The organism is Pseudomonas sp. P5_B2, assembly GCF_056400445.1.
Genome location: NZ_JBFULH010000081.1, coordinates 1 through 14393, shown reverse-complemented (window position 1 = coordinate 14393; position 14393 = coordinate 1). Strand labels below are relative to the sequence as shown.

Here is a 14393-nt window from a genome sequence, read left to right as displayed (position 1 = left end):
ACACCCTCAACCTGCTGCAGCTTTCGCAGGTCGCCGGGGTGTCGCTGCGCCAGTTGCAGCAGGCCTTCAAGGCTTTTACCGGGATGACGCCGACCTATTGGCTGCGCCTGCGAAGGCTCAACAATGCCCGTCGTGAACTACTCAGCGCGAACACCCACAACACTACCGTCGCGCAAGTGGCAATGAATGGGTCGTTCTGGCATTTAGGGCGGTTCTCAAGCAGCTATCGGGCGTTGTTCAAAGAGTTGCCGAGCGAAACACTCAAGCGCGCCAGTCAGCGCTGATTGAACTCAAGCAGCGTGTACGGAACATCATGAGCGGTCGACCTGGACCTTTGAGGTCGTAATGGCGGGCTTGATGATCAATACAACCACGCACATCAATGCCAGGCCCAGCATCACGCTGCTACCCACAAACGCCGCCGAAATGCCCGCCGATATTCCTGGCGCACTGATATTCGAGGCTTCACCGTGAGCGAACACCACGGTCAGGATCCCGAGCCCTAACGAACCTCCCAACTGATGCGCCACGTTGACCATCCCTGAGCCGGCCCCCGCATCGCGAGGGTCGACATCGGTCATGCCGGCATTCGTCAGTGGACTCAAGCAAGCGCCCTGGCCGAGACCGATCAGCATCATCGGCAACGCGACGGCGGTCAGGTAGTGGCTGTGCGCGTTAACGCCGCTTAGCCAGATCATGCCGATCAGTGCAACGCCGAGGCCGGCGACCAGTAGCCTGGCATTGCCAAATCGCAGGGTTAATCGCGGCACGGCCAACGCGATGGCGAAGTTCACGAGAGTCGTGGGCAGAAACGCCATACCGGCTTCACTCGCAGTGAAACCGAGCACTTCCTGCAAGTACTGTGTGGTGAAAAACCAGAAACCGATCATCCCGCCCAAAAACAGCATGCGTGCCGCGTAGGCGCCAGCGCGAGTGCGATGGGTCAACAGTCGCAGTGGCAAGATTGGTTGATGGGCGCGCGCTTCCTGGATAATAAAAAACGTCAGTAACAACAGGCCGCCCGACACGCTGGCGACGGTAATTGAATCGCTCCATCCGGACATCGCCGAGCGCACTATGCCGTATACCAGCGTCGACATCCCCAGCGTGGAGAGCACCGCTCCCGTCACATCGAACTTGCCCGCTTGCAGCACGGTTTCGCGTATGCATTGGCGGGCAGCCCAGATCAGCGCAATGCCTATGGGCACATTGATCAGAAAGCCGACACGCCACGACAACCACTGCGTCAGCACACCGCCGAGCAACAAGCCGACGCTGGCACCCATGCCGGCCACCGCACCATAGTAGGCAATGGCACGAGTGCGCTGGTGACCTTCGGCGAAGTTGGTTAGCAGCAAAGCGAGGGTGGAGGGGGCAAGGATTGCAGCGCCGACGCCTTGCAACGCACGAGCGGTCAGCAAAAACGGCGCGTTTTGAGCCACGGCGACAAGCAACGAGGCGGCGGTGAACAATCCCAGTCCGACAATGAACATATGTCKGCGGCCAAGGATGTCGCCCGCCCGGGCGCCGAGCAGCAACAAGCCGCCGAAGGCGAGCGTATAGGCGTTCTGCATCCACGACAGGCTGGCCGTGGACATATCGAACGTTTGGCGGATCCTCGGCAGGGCGGTGATCACGATGGAAATATCCAGCACGATCATCAAGTAGCTGCAGAGCACCACCATCAGCACGGCGATCTGCCGTGAGCTGAAGCGGGCGTTTTGAGTGTGGGGCATGTTCAGTAACTTCTCGGGGGGACGGCGCAAAGCGCCATCTTAGGTTCCGAGCATGGTGATGATTAGTCTACTAAAAGCGCTTAAGTCTATGAGCATGGCTCATGAATGGCGTCAGCCCCGATAACGCAATGCCTCCAACAGCAACGAAAACGCGGGCGAAGCCTGGCGCCGGCTGGGGTAGTAGAGGTGAAAACCGGAAAACGGTGGGCTCCAGTCTTTCAACACCTGCACCAGTCGACCCTGCGCAAGGTGAGGCGCCACGAGGTCTTCGGGAATGTAGCTCAGCCCGAAACCGTCCAGCGCCGCATTCAGCAATTGATACACCCCATTGAACGTGACCTGGCCCGATACGCGGACATTGAGGCTTTCCAGGTCCTTTTTAAACTCCCAGGTGTACAAGCCTCCGTTGGTGGGAAGCCGCAGGTTGTTGCATTGATGGTCAGTCAACTCGCGTGGCGTTGCGGGGATTGTGCGATCGGCAAAGTAGGCGGGGGATCCCACCACCGCCATGCGCATGTCCGGCCCGATTCGAGTGGCGATCATGCCCTGGGCCACATCTTCGCCCAGGCGCACTCCGGCATCGAAACCCTGCGCGGCAATATCGACGAAACCGTAATCGCAGCAGACCTCCACCGAAATGTCCGGGTATTTGGCCAGGAACGGTTTGAGGACCGGCCACAGGATGAACTCCAGCGCATGGTCCATGGCGTTGATGCGTATCTTGCCTGCCGGTGTATCGCGCAAATCGTTCAGCGCCGCCAGTTCAATTTCGATCTCTTCAAAGTGCGGGCCCACGGTTTCCAGCAAGCGCTGGCCAGCTTCGGTCGGCGAAACGCTGCGGGTGGTGCGGGTCAGCAGGCGCAGGCCCAATCGCGCTTCCAACCCGCGAATGGTATGGCTCAATGCCGACTGGGATACACCCAGCTTGCCGGCAGCTTTGGTAAAGCTTCGCTCACGCGCCACGGCGAGGAATGCGAGCAAGTCATTGGCGTTTTCCCGAAGCATTTATGAGTCTCCCTCATAGGTTTAACCCGATTCTAGCGGCTAATCCTTGGAGTGCGTAGCGGGTAAATTGGTGCGACTTACCGACGCCTTGAGTCAGGACCACCATGAAAAATATTGCCGTCACCGCGCTCTCGCTTTCGTTGTTCGCTTTTGATTCACATGCTCAGGAGACTCCCTTGCTGACTGTTACGCCCAATGGTTCCCAACCTTCCGTCAAAGGTCCCGCCGATTACTTCACTGGCACGGTGCGTGTGGATGCGCCGTTCAAAGGCACTGAACCGGCTCGGGTCAGCGGTGCCACGGTGACGTTCGAGGCAGGTGCGCGCACCGCCTGGCACACGCATCCGTTAGGGCAGACATTGATTGTCACGGCGGGGTCAGGCTGGGTACAGGCGCTTGGTCAGCCGGTGCAAATGATCAAGTCGGGCGACACCGTGTGGATTGCGCCGAACGTCAAGCACTGGCACGGCGCAACGGCCATCAACAGCATGACCCACATCGCCATTGCCGAAGTGCAGGACGGCAAAGTCGTTGAGTGGATGGAGCAGGTCAGCGACGCGGATTACGCTCACGCGCAATAACGGCTTGATCAGACCATCGGCGGCAATGCGTGAAGTACCTTGTCCAGCGTGATCGGGTACTCCCGGACACGCGCCCCGGTCGCGTTGTAGATCGCATTAGCGATTGCTGCACTGACGCCGCACAACCCCAACTCCCCTACACCTTTGGCTTTCATAGGCGAGGAGGCCGGGTCGGTTTCGTCGAGGAAAATCACTTCCTGATGCGGGATGTCCGCATGCACCGGCACTTCGTAGCCGGCCAGGTCGTGATTGACGAAGAAGCCCAGGCGTTTATCGACCACCAGGTCTTCCATTAACGCTGCGCCGACACCCATGGTCATCGCGCCGATCACCTGGCTGCGCGCAGACGTCGGATTCAGGATTCGTCCAGCTGCGCACACCGCCAGCATCCGCCTTACACGGGTTTCCCCGGTCGCGCTATCGACCGCGACTTCGACAAAGTGCGCGCCGAAGGTCGATTGTTGGAACTTCTTGCTCAGCTCTGCGAATTCGATAGAGTCCTCGGCGACGATTTCGCCTGCGGTTGCCGCGTCGTGCAACGCAAAACTGTTGCCACCCACATGCACTTCACCGCCGGCAAACACCGCATCCTCCACGCTGACGCCAAGTCGCTGTGCCACCGCTTCGCGCAGTTTTACGCACGCCGCGTACACGCCCGCCGTCGAGCAATTGCCGCCAAACTGGCCGCCAGATCCGGAGGACACCGGAAAGCTCGAATCGCCTAACCGCACCACCACGTCTTCAAGGCCGACGCCCATCATTTCAGCCGCGGTCTGGGCGATGATCGTGTAGCTGCCGGTGCCGATGTCGGTCATGTCAGTTTCCACCGTCACCGTTCCGTTGGCATCCAGACGCACCCGTGCCCCGGACTTCACCTGCAGGTTATTGCGAAACGCGACACCGACGCCCATGCCAACCAGCCAGCGGCCCTCGCGTTGAGTGCCCGGTTGTGGATGGCGTTTGTCCCAKCCAAATCGCGTGGCTCCGGTGCGCAGGCATTCGATCAGTTGTCGCTGGGAGAAGGGCCGCTTGGGGTCGACCGGATCAACCTGGGTGTCGTTGATGATCCGAAACTCTACGGGGTCGAGGTTAAGTTTCTCGGCCATCTCGTCCATGGCGATTTCCAGCGCCATCAGCCCCGGTGCTTCACCCGGTGCGCGCATGGCGTTGCCTTCAGGCAGGTCAAGCGTACTCAAGCGCATCGCCACCCAACGATTGTCCCCGGCGTACAACAGTTTGCTCGGTTGCGCGGCATTTTCAACTTTGCCGCCGGGCAAGTCGCCGRACCAGCCTTCATGACCCATTGCGGTGATCTTGCCGTCCGACGTTGCGCCGATGCGAATGCGTTGAATCGTTGCGGGGCGGTGGGTCGAGTTGTTGAACATCATTGGCCGCGACAACGCGACTTTCACCGGCCGACCGGCCATGCGCGCACCGAGGGCGGCAAGTACGGCATCGCAGCGCAGGAACAGCTTCCCGCCAAAGCCTCCGCCGATGTAGGGCGAGACCAGGCGGACGTTTTTCTTCGCGATACCCAGCGTGGTCGCAAGGTCTGTCACCGACCAATCGATCATCTGATTCGAGGTCCACAGGGTCAGCTGATCACCTGTCCACGCCGCTATCGACGCAAAGGGTTCCATCATCGAATGGGACTGATCCGGGGTGGTATAAGTCGCGTCAAACTGAACCGGCGCTTGCGCGAACGCGGCGGCAAAATCGCCATGCGTAGTGTCCGGCACCTCCTTGGTGGGTTTTCCGGCACTGCGCGCACTGGAAAGATCGAAGGCGCCCTCGCTGCTCACGTACTGAACGTTGAGTAGGTGCGCAGCCGCGCGTGCCTGTTCGAAGGTGTCCGCTACTACCAGCGCAACGGCCTGGTGGTAATGCTGGATGTCAGGCCCACCGAGAAGCGTTGCGGTGTTGTATTTGCCTTGACCGAGCTTGCCGGCATTGGCGGCCGTGACAATCGCGATTACGCCCGGCGCGCTCTCTGCGGCGTCAAGGTCCATGGAGACAATGCGGCCCTTGGCGACGGCCGAACCGACTACCACGCCATAGGCCTGATTCGTTGCCACATCATGTTGTTCGTAGGCATAAGGCGCGCAACCGGTGGTCTTCAATGGCCCTTCGATGCGTGTCGTCGGCTTGCCCACTACCTTCATCTGGTCGATGGGATTGGTCGTGGCGAGGGTGTCGAATTTCATGCGTGGGCTCTCGCTTGTGCCATGACTGAAGCGAGCGTGCGCTCGACCAGAGGCAGTTTGAAGGCGTTTTCAGGGGTCGGAGTAGCGCCGGTGAGTAACTGATCAGCTACGGTTTTCGCCCCTTCGGGCATTGCAGATTCTGCTGATTCCACCCGCCAGGGTTTGTGCGCGACACCGCCCAGCGCGACTCGGCCGCTTCCGTCCTGCTGCATCACGACGGCCACGGAAATCAGCGCAAATGCGTACGAAGCACGGTCTCGCACCTTCTGATAAATGTGCGTGCCACCCAGTGGCGGCGGTAATGTCACGGCGGTGATCAACTCATGCGCCGCCAGCGTGGTTTCGATGTTTGGCGTGTTACCCGGCAAACGATGGAAATCGGCGATTGGAATCATGCGCGTCGAGCCATCGGGACGCACGGTTTCGACCTGTGCATCCAGCGCACGCATGGCCACGGCCATGTCGCTGGGGTGCGTGGCAATGCAGGCATCGCTCACGCCGATGATACCCAGTGAGCGACTGAAGCCACCGATGGCCGCGCAGCCGCTTCCGGGTTGGCGTTTATTACAGGCTTGGTTGATGTCGTAAAAGTACGGGCAGCGGGTTCGTTGCAGCAGGTTGCCAGCGGTGGTCGCCTTGTTGCGTAACTGGCCGGAAGCGCCGGCAAGCAAGGCGCGAGTGAGCAGCGCATAGTCCTTTCGTACCCGCGCATCGGCTGCGAGGTCAGTGTTTCTGACCAGGGCGCCGATTCTCAGGCCACCTTCGGGCGTGGCTTCGATCCGGTCCAACGCCAGTCCGTTGACATCAATCAGGTGCGTGGGAATTTCAATGTCCAGCTTCATCAAGTCGAGCAGGTTGGTGCCGCCGGCGATGAACCGTGAGCCGTCGACCTGAGCCGCCAACGCAGCAGCTTCGGCAGGAGATTTGGCACGCAGGTAGGTGAAGGGCCTCATGTGTTGGCCTCCGCGACTTCGGTGATCGCTTCGATGATGTTGGAGTAGGCTCCGCAGCGGCAGATATTGCCGCTCATGCGCTCCTGCAGTTCACTGGCGCTAAGCTGTGGCGCATCGATAAGGTTGTCACTGGCATGACTCGGAATGCCGTCGCGGATTTCCTCCAGCACCGCGACCGCCGAGCAGATCTGCCCCGGCGTGCAATACCCGCATTGGTATCCGTCATGTTTGATGAACGCAGCCTGCATTGGGTGGAGCTTTCCAGGCGTGCCCAGTCCCTCGATGGTGGTGACCTTCGCGCCGTCGTGCATCACTGCCAGCGTCAGGCAAGCATTGATGCGCCGACCATCGACGATCACTGTGCACGCGCCGCACTGGCCATGGTCGCAACCCTTTTTAGTGCCGGTGAGCTGCAAATGTTCGCGCAGCGCATCAATCAGCGTGGTGCGGGTGTCGAGCTCCAGCTCGCGCTGTTCGCCATTGACCGACAGGGTCACGGCAGACTTGATCGGCCGCGCGGCATTTGCAGCGCAGGCTTTGGCCGAGATGAAAGGCGGCAGCACCATGGTTGCCGCCGTCACGACCCCAACAATCAGGAACGTTCGTCTGGAAAGCGGAAGTGGGGCACGGTTGACCATTGGAGTCGATTCCTGTGTTTTGTTGGCATTACCAAGTCTCACAGAAGAGTGACCCGCCTGATCGGCAAAGGTTTTTGCGTAATTCGTCTATATAGTTATGAGCCTGGCTCATCAATGAGGCCTAGGCCCCCGGTTTGGCCAGTGCAATGCCCGCCGCCCCCAGGCGCTTCAATATCTCGAACAGCAGGTCGCTTTTGGTGACGCCGACAATTCTCGGGCTGCTGACGTAACCGGTGATGGACAAGACGATACCATCAGGGCTGAGTTTGCTGAATCGGACAAAGGCCGCTGGTTTATCGAGGATGTTTTCGTTCTGCTGGTAGCAGTCGTACAGCAAGTCTTTTACCTGTTCCGGGTCGATGTCCAGCGGGAACACCAGTTCAAGTGTCGCGACCCCTTGCGCAGTGCCGCCCAGGGTCACGTTACGCAGGTTTTGCGAGATCAGTTGGGAGTTGGGGACGATGACAATCGAGCGGTCGCTGAGTTGTATTTCCGTGGCCCTGACGTTGATGCGCCGGATATCACCTTCGACCCCGCTGATGCTGATCAGGTCGCCCACCTTGACTGGACGCTCGGTCAGCAGGATCAGGCCAGAGACGAAGTTCTTGACGATTTCCTGCAAGCCAAAACCGATACCCACCGACAGGGCACTGACGATCCACGCCAGGTTCGTCCATTCGATGCCCAACGATGACAGCGTCAGCAGAATCACCAGGATGTAACCGAGGTTGGCGAACAGTGTGCTTAGCGAGGCACACATGCCAGGGTCCATGTTGGTTTTCGGCAGGAACTCGTCATCGAGCCAGCGGCAAAGTGCCCGGATCAGGTAGATACCAACAAACAGGGCCAGGATTGCATTGAGTAAGTGACCCGGGATGATGTTGAGTTTGCGCAAGCCGTCGCCGCCGAGAATGGACAGCGCCTGAGTGACCAGTTGCCCGAGCGTGGTGCCAATACCACCGACAAACAGAGAAATGACGGCCAACAGCAATAACGCCGCACGACCGGCCCCGGACAAGATGACTTCGGCCTGCTCAAGCCGCACATCGCCAACTCCCAGCAGTTGTTTTATCGCCTTGCCGCTGGGACTCTTGGGTGAGAACAGATACTCGCAACAGTCTTTGAGCAACTGAATAAGGATGTAGAAGCCGGACAGAATGATGAACGCCCAGACCATTTCGTAGGTGATGAACCTTGCCAGGGAGACGTAGCCGATCAACAGGGCAAAGATGGAGGTAATCAGCGCGATAACCGTGCCGGAATAAATCAGGCCGGCCAGGGCGGTACCCGTGTCAGTGTCCTCACCAGCGGCCACCACCTCCCTTTGGGCGTGACTGGCACGGCGGAACAACAGGATGAGCAGCGCCGTGACTACCAGTGCGATCAAACCTCGTCCCAACACCACGGCGGGGCCGCTCATGCCCGTGACATTGGTGATTTGCGCCACCGTTACCAATATCAGCAGTGTGGCGGCCAATATTTTAGGGAAGGGCTTTATTGCCTCGGCGACGGAATCGGCGATATCCGGTAGCCGCCAGGAGGGGTGCTGGTTCGCCAGCATTGCCCGGCTCAACCCGGTGATCAAGACGCAGGTATAAACGAGTTTTTCGAATTCTTCGGCGAATGTCTGCATCATGGGTGACAACGGCTGTTGTCGCGTGAGTGCATAAAATACCAATTGCAACGCAAAGGCAGTGCTCAACACGGTTGCAAATACCGACGCCAGCGCCAGCGCACTTCGACGCAATCGTCCTATAGGCAGTCGATGTATGCAAATCCAGGTCAGCCCCTTATCAGCCACTCTGCGGCCCCAGATCCAGATGGCCAGTGCCAGCACTATCAGCAGGCCCGTAGACAGACGTTTGCCGGGTTGCCAGGCGGCCGCGAGGGCGTTATGGGTCTGTTCAATGAAGTCGTTGAGGCGCTGGCGATCTTCCATCAGCGGATTGATCAACGGCTCCCAAAAATCCCGCGCCAGGATGCTGCCGCTGCGAAGCGTAACTTCGCTTTCCAGCAGGCTGCGCCGAATGGCGGCAATTTGAGTCAGCAGTTCGACGGCGCTGGCTCTTAAGGCCGCCAGGTTTTTCAAGGCGGCATCGATGGTTTTCTTTTGCTCGGAAAAATCGGTCCTCTGGGTGGTGATGTCCGATTTCTCGACCGCGACATCGCCGAGCGAGACGGGGCCGCTCAACACATCAAGTTGAGCTTGTAATTGTTTTTGCTCGGGCAGTAGCGATGACTGCAGGGTGTCCACGTCCTTGATAAACACCTGGACGGAATCTTGCAGGCCGACCATCAGGGTGACGTTATTGGCCACTGAAACCTGTTGTTTAATCAGGTCCAGCCGCATTTGCAATTCTTGCAGTTCACTACGGGACACCACCACCGGCGGAGCTTCTGAGGCAATGATTGAAGACGGTGTCGGTTCAGCAGCGGACAGCGTTGCGCCACTTTGTACCAGCAGCGCGAGCGCGACGAAAATCACTGACTTCAATGTATGACGCATAGGCGTGCCCGGCTCCGTTTTTTGGTCACTCAGCCTATGAGGTTAGGTCATCAGTACAAAACGATCGAAAAGTTTCATGATCTACACTGCTATATGCCTAATCACACGCGGGATCGGTGGGCAACAGCTCACGGGATGTCGCGCAGGAGGTCATCATGCATAAGTTGTCTTCCATCAGCCTGTGCGTTGCGTTGTCGGTGTCATCTGCCCAAGGCTGGGCTGAAACCGTGGTGCCGACCAAGGGCCAGAGTTCGCAACAAACCCAGTTGGACATCAACGAATGCCATAGCGTGGCAGCCAGTCAGTCGGCTTCGACTGACACTTCTAAATCGGGAGGAAGGATGCGTGGAGCGGCCGTCGGCGCCGCGGCCGGGGCAGTCGCAGCCGAATCGCGGGGGCGTCAGCATGACGAGTTTTACGACGGCGCCAATGACGACGTGAAGCAGGAGTATCGGCAGAATCAAGCTCAAGGCGCGGCGGCGGCCGGTGTCGTGGTCGGCGGTTCGCGGCAGCGTCAGGAGCGCCGGGCTGATGAGAAAACCAGCGCTGCCACCACATCAACGGCCTATACCAGTTGCCTGCAAGGGAAGGGGTATCAAGTGACGCCCTGAGCCTGCGCTTGTGGTTGCCGGTCAAGCAACCGGACCATCAGACAGGCATACAGCGTGACCGCGATGAACAGCCCCATGCGTACGGCGAAGGCGGTGTAGACGTCTTTGCCTAAAGCGCTGTCCTGCACTGATTGGCCCAGCAGAATGATCAAGGTGATAAAGGTGTTTAGCCATAACCCCGGACCAAACCGGCTCGGGCTCAGGGCATACAGCTTGCGCGCCAGTATCAGGCCGAACAGCAGCGTCCACAGGTAGAACATCCACAGGTGCACAAACAGACTCAGTGCGCACCAGAACACAATGGCCAACAAGCCGCCGAGCAAGGTGGCGCCAACCAGTTCGCGACCGGCATTGCGGGCGTTGGTGGTGTTGCATTGCTGACCCAGGCCGACCGCTTTCAGGATAATCGGCAGATAGCTCGCCGGGTCGACCATGGCCAGCAGGAACGTCGGCAACACAATCAATGTGGCACGCAACGCAATCCGACTGGCTTCTTCGCCCACCGGCGGTTTGGCAGCGGGCGGCGCCGGCGCATTGGCAGGTTCGGGGAAAATCCAGTGACTGAGCCCAACCACCATCACCGCCATCAACAAACCCTTGACCAGCGCGCCAATGACCATTGCCGCCGCTTCGAACTCGGCGACGCCTGCTGACGAAATCATGGTCAGGCCCATCACCAGCAAAGTCACGATCAGGTTATTGCCACCACTGAGTCCCCAGCGGAATACCAAAAACAGGCTGACCGTGACCAGCAGCACGCCGGTCACCGGGTAGTAGCGCAGGATCGGGATCAAGAGCAGGCCGATACCGGTGGTCAGCATCGCGACCAACGCAAGAACGATCGCCGCCTTGAAGGGGAGCGGGCGATTGACCGAGGCCAGGAGTATCAGGCACAGCACGGGCGCGAGAAACGGTATCGGCAAAGCCAGGCCGAAACTGATGGCCAGGCACATTGCCGTACCACTGGCCAGCCGTAAGGCACGCTGCTCCCGTGGGGAACGTTTAGTAGGCATAAGACAGCCAGCTCATCAGCCCTAAATATAACCGGCCAATCGGGTTGAGCAGATTTCCTTCCGAGGGGAAGGCCATGACTTCAGCCTGTCCACCGGCACGAACGCCACCACTGCCAAGCAGCGTGTTCAAAGACTCCTGGGAAAACTCGATGACCACCGGGAATCGTTGCGCTGGTCGCAGCCAGTCCCGACTGTTTTGGATGCCGGGCAAGGTGCCGGGCGGGGCGGCCTGCCCGACGCTGATGCCATAACCGACACTGCGTACGTGGCCGGAGTAGACTTCGCCCGGCATCGAGTCGAGCACAATGGACACCGGTGTGTCGGGCTTGACATGACCGAGGTTGTTCTCGGTCATGTCGGCAGTGATCCAGATGTCCTGAATGGTGATCAGAGTCATGACCGGGCCGCCCGCCGAGGCGAATTGCCCGACATCGGTGCGCAGGTCGGTGATCAGCCCTGTCGAACGCGCGCGTGTTTGCGTGTTGGCCAGGTCCAGCTCGGCTTTTGACAGGTTCGTAGCGGCACTGCGCAACTTGGCGTTGACGTCTTCGCCGCCGCCTTCCGTCTCTTTCGCTCGTTCTACTTCGGCGCGGGCGGCGGCGGTTTGACTGACTGCCGCATCGCGAGTGGTGCGTGACATTTCGAGCACGCGCACGGAGATGGTCCCCGGGTCTTCACGGTACAACCCTTCGAGGCGCTGATTCTCCTGGCGCGCCTTGGTTTCATTGGCTTGGGCAGCGCGCAATGCCGCTTGCGCAGAGGCAATCCCGGCGGTGCTGGCCCCTAATTGCCGGCGTGCTGTCTCAAGGTCGGCGCGGGCGCGATCGGCGGCAATCTGATAGGGCACCGGATCCACCGCAAAGAGCACGTCGCCAGCCTTGACCATCTGATTGTTGTGGACGTTCACCCGGATCACCTTGCCCGCGACTTCCGACGCCACCGGAATAACTAAGGCGCCAACACGCGCTTGTTGCGTATACGGCGTGAACCGGTCGGCCAACAAGTACCAGAMCAGGCTCAGGATGATCAGTATCAACACCCACTTGATGCCTTTTTTCACCGGATCGGCCGCTACCGGCTCGGTGGCTTCGGGGGAGGGCTGCGAGGCTTCACTCATGGTTATTTTCCTTGGTCTGGCAGCGGGTAAGCGGGCAGTGCGGCGGCGGGATCTTCAAGCATGTTGCCCCAGTCTGTGCGTTCTTCCATCACGTGGCGGGTCGCCGAGTCCACATACGGCTGGGCGGTGTACCAACCACCGCCCAAGGCCTTATACAGGGCGATGACATTGCTGACCGCGTTACCGCGTGCGAGCAGGTAATTGTCCTGTTGTTGGAGCAGCGCGCGTTGGGCGTCCAGCACCCGTTGGAAATCAGCGTAACCTTCCCGGAATTGCACGCTCGCCAGCACCAGCGAACGTTCGGCCGCGCCTCCGGCGTCGCGCAGGATGCGTTCGCTCTCCAGCGACTGGATCAGGCCATTGGCCGCGTCATCGGCCTCGCGAGCGGCCTGACGAACTTTATCGCGGTAGGCTTCAATCAACTGCTGCAACCGCGCGTCCTGGACGCGCACATTGTTGGTGATCTGACMGTGATCGAACACATTCCAGCGAATACTGGGACCACCGATCAGGTCCAGGCTGTTGGAGGTGCCACTGATAGAGTCCGCCGACCAGACAATGCTGCCAAGTAGAGTCAACGATGGATAGAAATCGGTTTCGGCCACGCCGACCAGCGCACCTTGGGCGGCGACGTTGAGTTCGGCTGCGCGTACGTCAGGCCGACGCAGCAGCAGGTTGGCCGGTACATCTTGCAGCACGGCGCGTTCTACCAGCGGGACCAGGGTATTGTTATCGATCACCTGTGGCAGGCTGCCAGGTGGTTGCCCGATCAGCACGGCCAAGGCGTTACGCGTGCGTTGCAACTGGTCCAGGAGATTGGGAATACTGGCCAACGTGCCCAGGTATTGGGTTTTGGCCTGTTGCAGATCGAGTTCGGCATCCTGGCCGCTGATGAACAGTTTTTCGGTGATCTCGTAATTGCGCTTTTGCTGCGCGGCGTTTTCACGGGCGACGCGCAAACGGGAGTCTGTAGTGCGCAACAAATAATAGGTGTCCGCCACCTGGGCGCGCAGCAATACCAGGGCGTCTTCATAGTTGGCCTGCGCGGAAAAATAAGCCGCATCGGCCGACTCGATGGCGCGACTGAAACGCCCCCAGAAGTCAAGCTCCCAGCCAATGTCAAACGCGGCACTGTGTTGCCACAAATTGGTGTCCTGCGGATTGTTGCCACCATATTGGTGACGATCAATGTACAAATTGTCAGTGCTGACTTGCTGGAATTGCGGGTACAGCCCGGCTTGCGTAATACCCAGTTGGGCGCGGGACTCTATGACACGCAAACCGGCAATTTTAAGGCTGGAGTTGTAAGCATCCGCTTGTGCAATCAGTTTGTTGAGCACCGGGTCGCGGAAGATTTGCCACCACTGTCGCAGATCCGGATTAGGTCCGCGTTGGCTGGATTGCTCGAGGGCAGGGGTGTCCCATGTTTTGATCCACTCCTCAGCCGGTGGCTGGAAGTTCGGCCCCAACTGAATGCAACCGCTCAGGGCCAGTGACCCCAGCAGTAAGAGACGGCCTGGCTGCAACTTAAGGGATAGACCTGAAGGCATTGCGCTGTGTCCAGCCAAGAAAGATTACTGGAGCATAGACGTCCGAGAGAATTGTCGAGCGGTCAGCGTTTTTTTTTATTAACGCGAAATAATCCCGTGATCGATCGCGTATTTGACCAGCGCCGCGGGTTTGTCGATATTGAGTTTGCGACGGATACTCAAGCGATGGGTTTCGACCGTCCGCACACTAATGTCCAGCTCGCGTGCCATTTCCTTGTTGTTCAGGCCCTGGGCCATTTTGTACAACACTTGGCTCTCGCGCGGCGTGAGCTCGTTGTCCGTGGTTTTATCGGCGATGAGCCGCTGGGCAATCTCGGCGCTGTAGAACGTACCGCCGCTGGCAATGGCTTCGATGGCAGCAATGATTTCCCGCGACGGAGAATTTTTCAGTACATAGCCACTGGCGCCCGCACGAAGCGACTCGCTCACGTATTCGTAATTGTCGTACATGCTCAGCATCAGGACCTTAAGCGACGGGT

At 59.3% G+C, this 14393-nt stretch carries 13 protein-coding genes; 3 read left to right on the top strand and 10 right to left on the bottom strand.

Features of this window, described 5'->3' with window-relative positions:
- Positions 1-284, top strand: a 284-nt coding sequence (locus tag AC1DRJ_RS10210) for a helix-turn-helix domain-containing protein (protein WP_477802030.1), incomplete at its 5' end; no start/stop codon positions are given.
- Between the two features lie 27 nt (positions 285-311).
- On the opposite strand, the gene AC1DRJ_RS10205 is transcribed toward AC1DRJ_RS10210, so the two are convergent.
- Positions 312-1736 carry an MFS transporter gene (locus AC1DRJ_RS10205; protein WP_477802029.1) on the bottom strand — a complete coding sequence of 475 codons (1425 nt, stop codon included), beginning with the start codon at positions 1734-1736 and terminating at the stop codon, positions 312-314.
- Between the two features lie 111 nt (positions 1737-1847).
- Positions 1848-2741, bottom strand: coding sequence for a LysR family transcriptional regulator (locus AC1DRJ_RS10200; protein WP_477802028.1), 894 nt, complete (start codon positions 2739-2741; stop codon positions 1848-1850).
- A gap of 104 nt (positions 2742-2845) precedes the next feature.
- Here AC1DRJ_RS10200 and AC1DRJ_RS10195 point away from each other — a divergent pair, with 104 nt between their 5' ends.
- On the top strand, positions 2846-3322 hold the full coding sequence (locus AC1DRJ_RS10195; protein WP_477802027.1) for a (R)-mandelonitrile lyase: 477 nt from the start codon (positions 2846-2848) through the stop codon (positions 3320-3322).
- Between the two features lie 8 nt (positions 3323-3330).
- On the opposite strand, the gene paoC is transcribed toward AC1DRJ_RS10195, so the two are convergent.
- From paoC to AC1DRJ_RS10175, 4 genes are all read right to left on the bottom strand, one after another.
- Positions 3331-5526, bottom strand: a complete 2196-nt coding sequence (paoC, locus tag AC1DRJ_RS10190; protein WP_477802026.1) for an aldehyde oxidoreductase molybdenum-binding subunit PaoC — start codon at positions 5524-5526, stop codon at positions 3331-3333.
- On the bottom strand, positions 5523-6479 hold the full coding sequence (locus AC1DRJ_RS10185) for an FAD binding domain-containing protein (protein ID WP_477802025.1): 957 nt from the start codon (positions 6477-6479) through the stop codon (positions 5523-5525). The genes paoC and AC1DRJ_RS10185 overlap by 4 nt, the downstream gene beginning before the upstream one ends.
- Positions 6476-7117, bottom strand: coding sequence for an aldehyde dehydrogenase iron-sulfur subunit PaoA (gene paoA / locus AC1DRJ_RS10180; protein ID WP_477802024.1), 642 nt, complete (start codon positions 7115-7117; stop codon positions 6476-6478). The genes AC1DRJ_RS10185 and paoA overlap by 4 nt, the downstream gene beginning before the upstream one ends.
- A 121-nt stretch (positions 7118-7238) precedes the next feature.
- On the bottom strand, positions 7239-9623 hold the full coding sequence (locus tag AC1DRJ_RS10175) for a DUF3772 domain-containing protein (RefSeq protein WP_477802023.1): 2385 nt from the start codon (positions 9621-9623) through the stop codon (positions 7239-7241).
- A 155-nt stretch (positions 9624-9778) separates the two neighbouring features.
- On the opposite strand from AC1DRJ_RS10175, the gene AC1DRJ_RS10170 reads away from it, so the two are divergent.
- On the top strand, positions 9779-10234 hold the full coding sequence (locus tag AC1DRJ_RS10170; RefSeq protein ID WP_477802022.1) for a hypothetical protein: 456 nt from the start codon (positions 9779-9781) through the stop codon (positions 10232-10234).
- Here AC1DRJ_RS10170 and AC1DRJ_RS10165 read toward each other — a convergent pair.
- The 4 genes from AC1DRJ_RS10165 to AC1DRJ_RS10150 all read right to left on the bottom strand — a co-directional run.
- Complete coding sequence (locus tag AC1DRJ_RS10165) at positions 10219-11247, bottom strand: DUF2955 domain-containing protein (RefSeq protein ID WP_477802021.1); 1029 nt, start codon at positions 11245-11247, stop codon at positions 10219-10221. The genes AC1DRJ_RS10170 and AC1DRJ_RS10165 overlap by 16 nt on opposite strands.
- Positions 11237-12364 carry an HlyD family secretion protein gene (locus AC1DRJ_RS10160; protein WP_477802020.1) on the bottom strand — a complete coding sequence of 376 codons (1128 nt, stop codon included), beginning with the start codon at positions 12362-12364 and terminating at the stop codon, positions 11237-11239. The genes AC1DRJ_RS10165 and AC1DRJ_RS10160 overlap by 11 nt, the downstream gene beginning before the upstream one ends.
- A 2-nt stretch (positions 12365-12366) precedes the next feature.
- Positions 12367-13914 (bottom strand): efflux transporter outer membrane subunit, encoded by a 1548-nt coding sequence (locus AC1DRJ_RS10155; protein ID WP_477802019.1) that lies wholly within the window; start codon positions 13912-13914, stop codon positions 12367-12369.
- Positions 13915-13992: 78 nt separating this feature from the next.
- Positions 13993-14393 (bottom strand): LuxR C-terminal-related transcriptional regulator (locus tag AC1DRJ_RS10150; RefSeq protein ID WP_477802018.1); only part of this gene is annotated, 401 nt, incomplete at its 5' end.

Excerpts from the sequence above, each read along its gene's own strand:
- AC1DRJ_RS10175 (WP_477802023.1), bottom strand. The coding sequence starts at position 9,623 with ATGCGTCATACATTGAAGTCAGTGATTTTCGTCGCGCTCGCGCTGCTG.
- AC1DRJ_RS10165 (WP_477802021.1), bottom strand. The coding sequence starts at position 11,247 with ATGCCTACTAAACGTTCCCCACGGGAGCAGCGTGCCTTACGGCTGGCC.
- AC1DRJ_RS10200 (WP_477802028.1), bottom strand. The coding sequence starts at position 2,741 with ATGCTTCGGGAAAACGCCAATGACTTGCTCGCATTCCTCGCCGTGGCG.
- AC1DRJ_RS10170 (WP_477802022.1), top strand. The coding sequence starts at position 9,779 with ATGCATAAGTTGTCTTCCATCAGCCTGTGCGTTGCGTTGTCGGTGTCA.
- paoA (WP_477802024.1), bottom strand. The coding sequence starts at position 7,117 with ATGGTCAACCGTGCCCCACTTCCGCTTTCCAGACGAACGTTCCTGATT.
- AC1DRJ_RS10185 (WP_477802025.1), bottom strand. The coding sequence starts at position 6,479 with ATGAGGCCCTTCACCTACCTGCGTGCCAAATCTCCTGCCGAAGCTGCT.
- AC1DRJ_RS10195 (WP_477802027.1), top strand. The coding sequence starts at position 2,846 with ATGAAAAATATTGCCGTCACCGCGCTCTCGCTTTCGTTGTTCGCTTTT.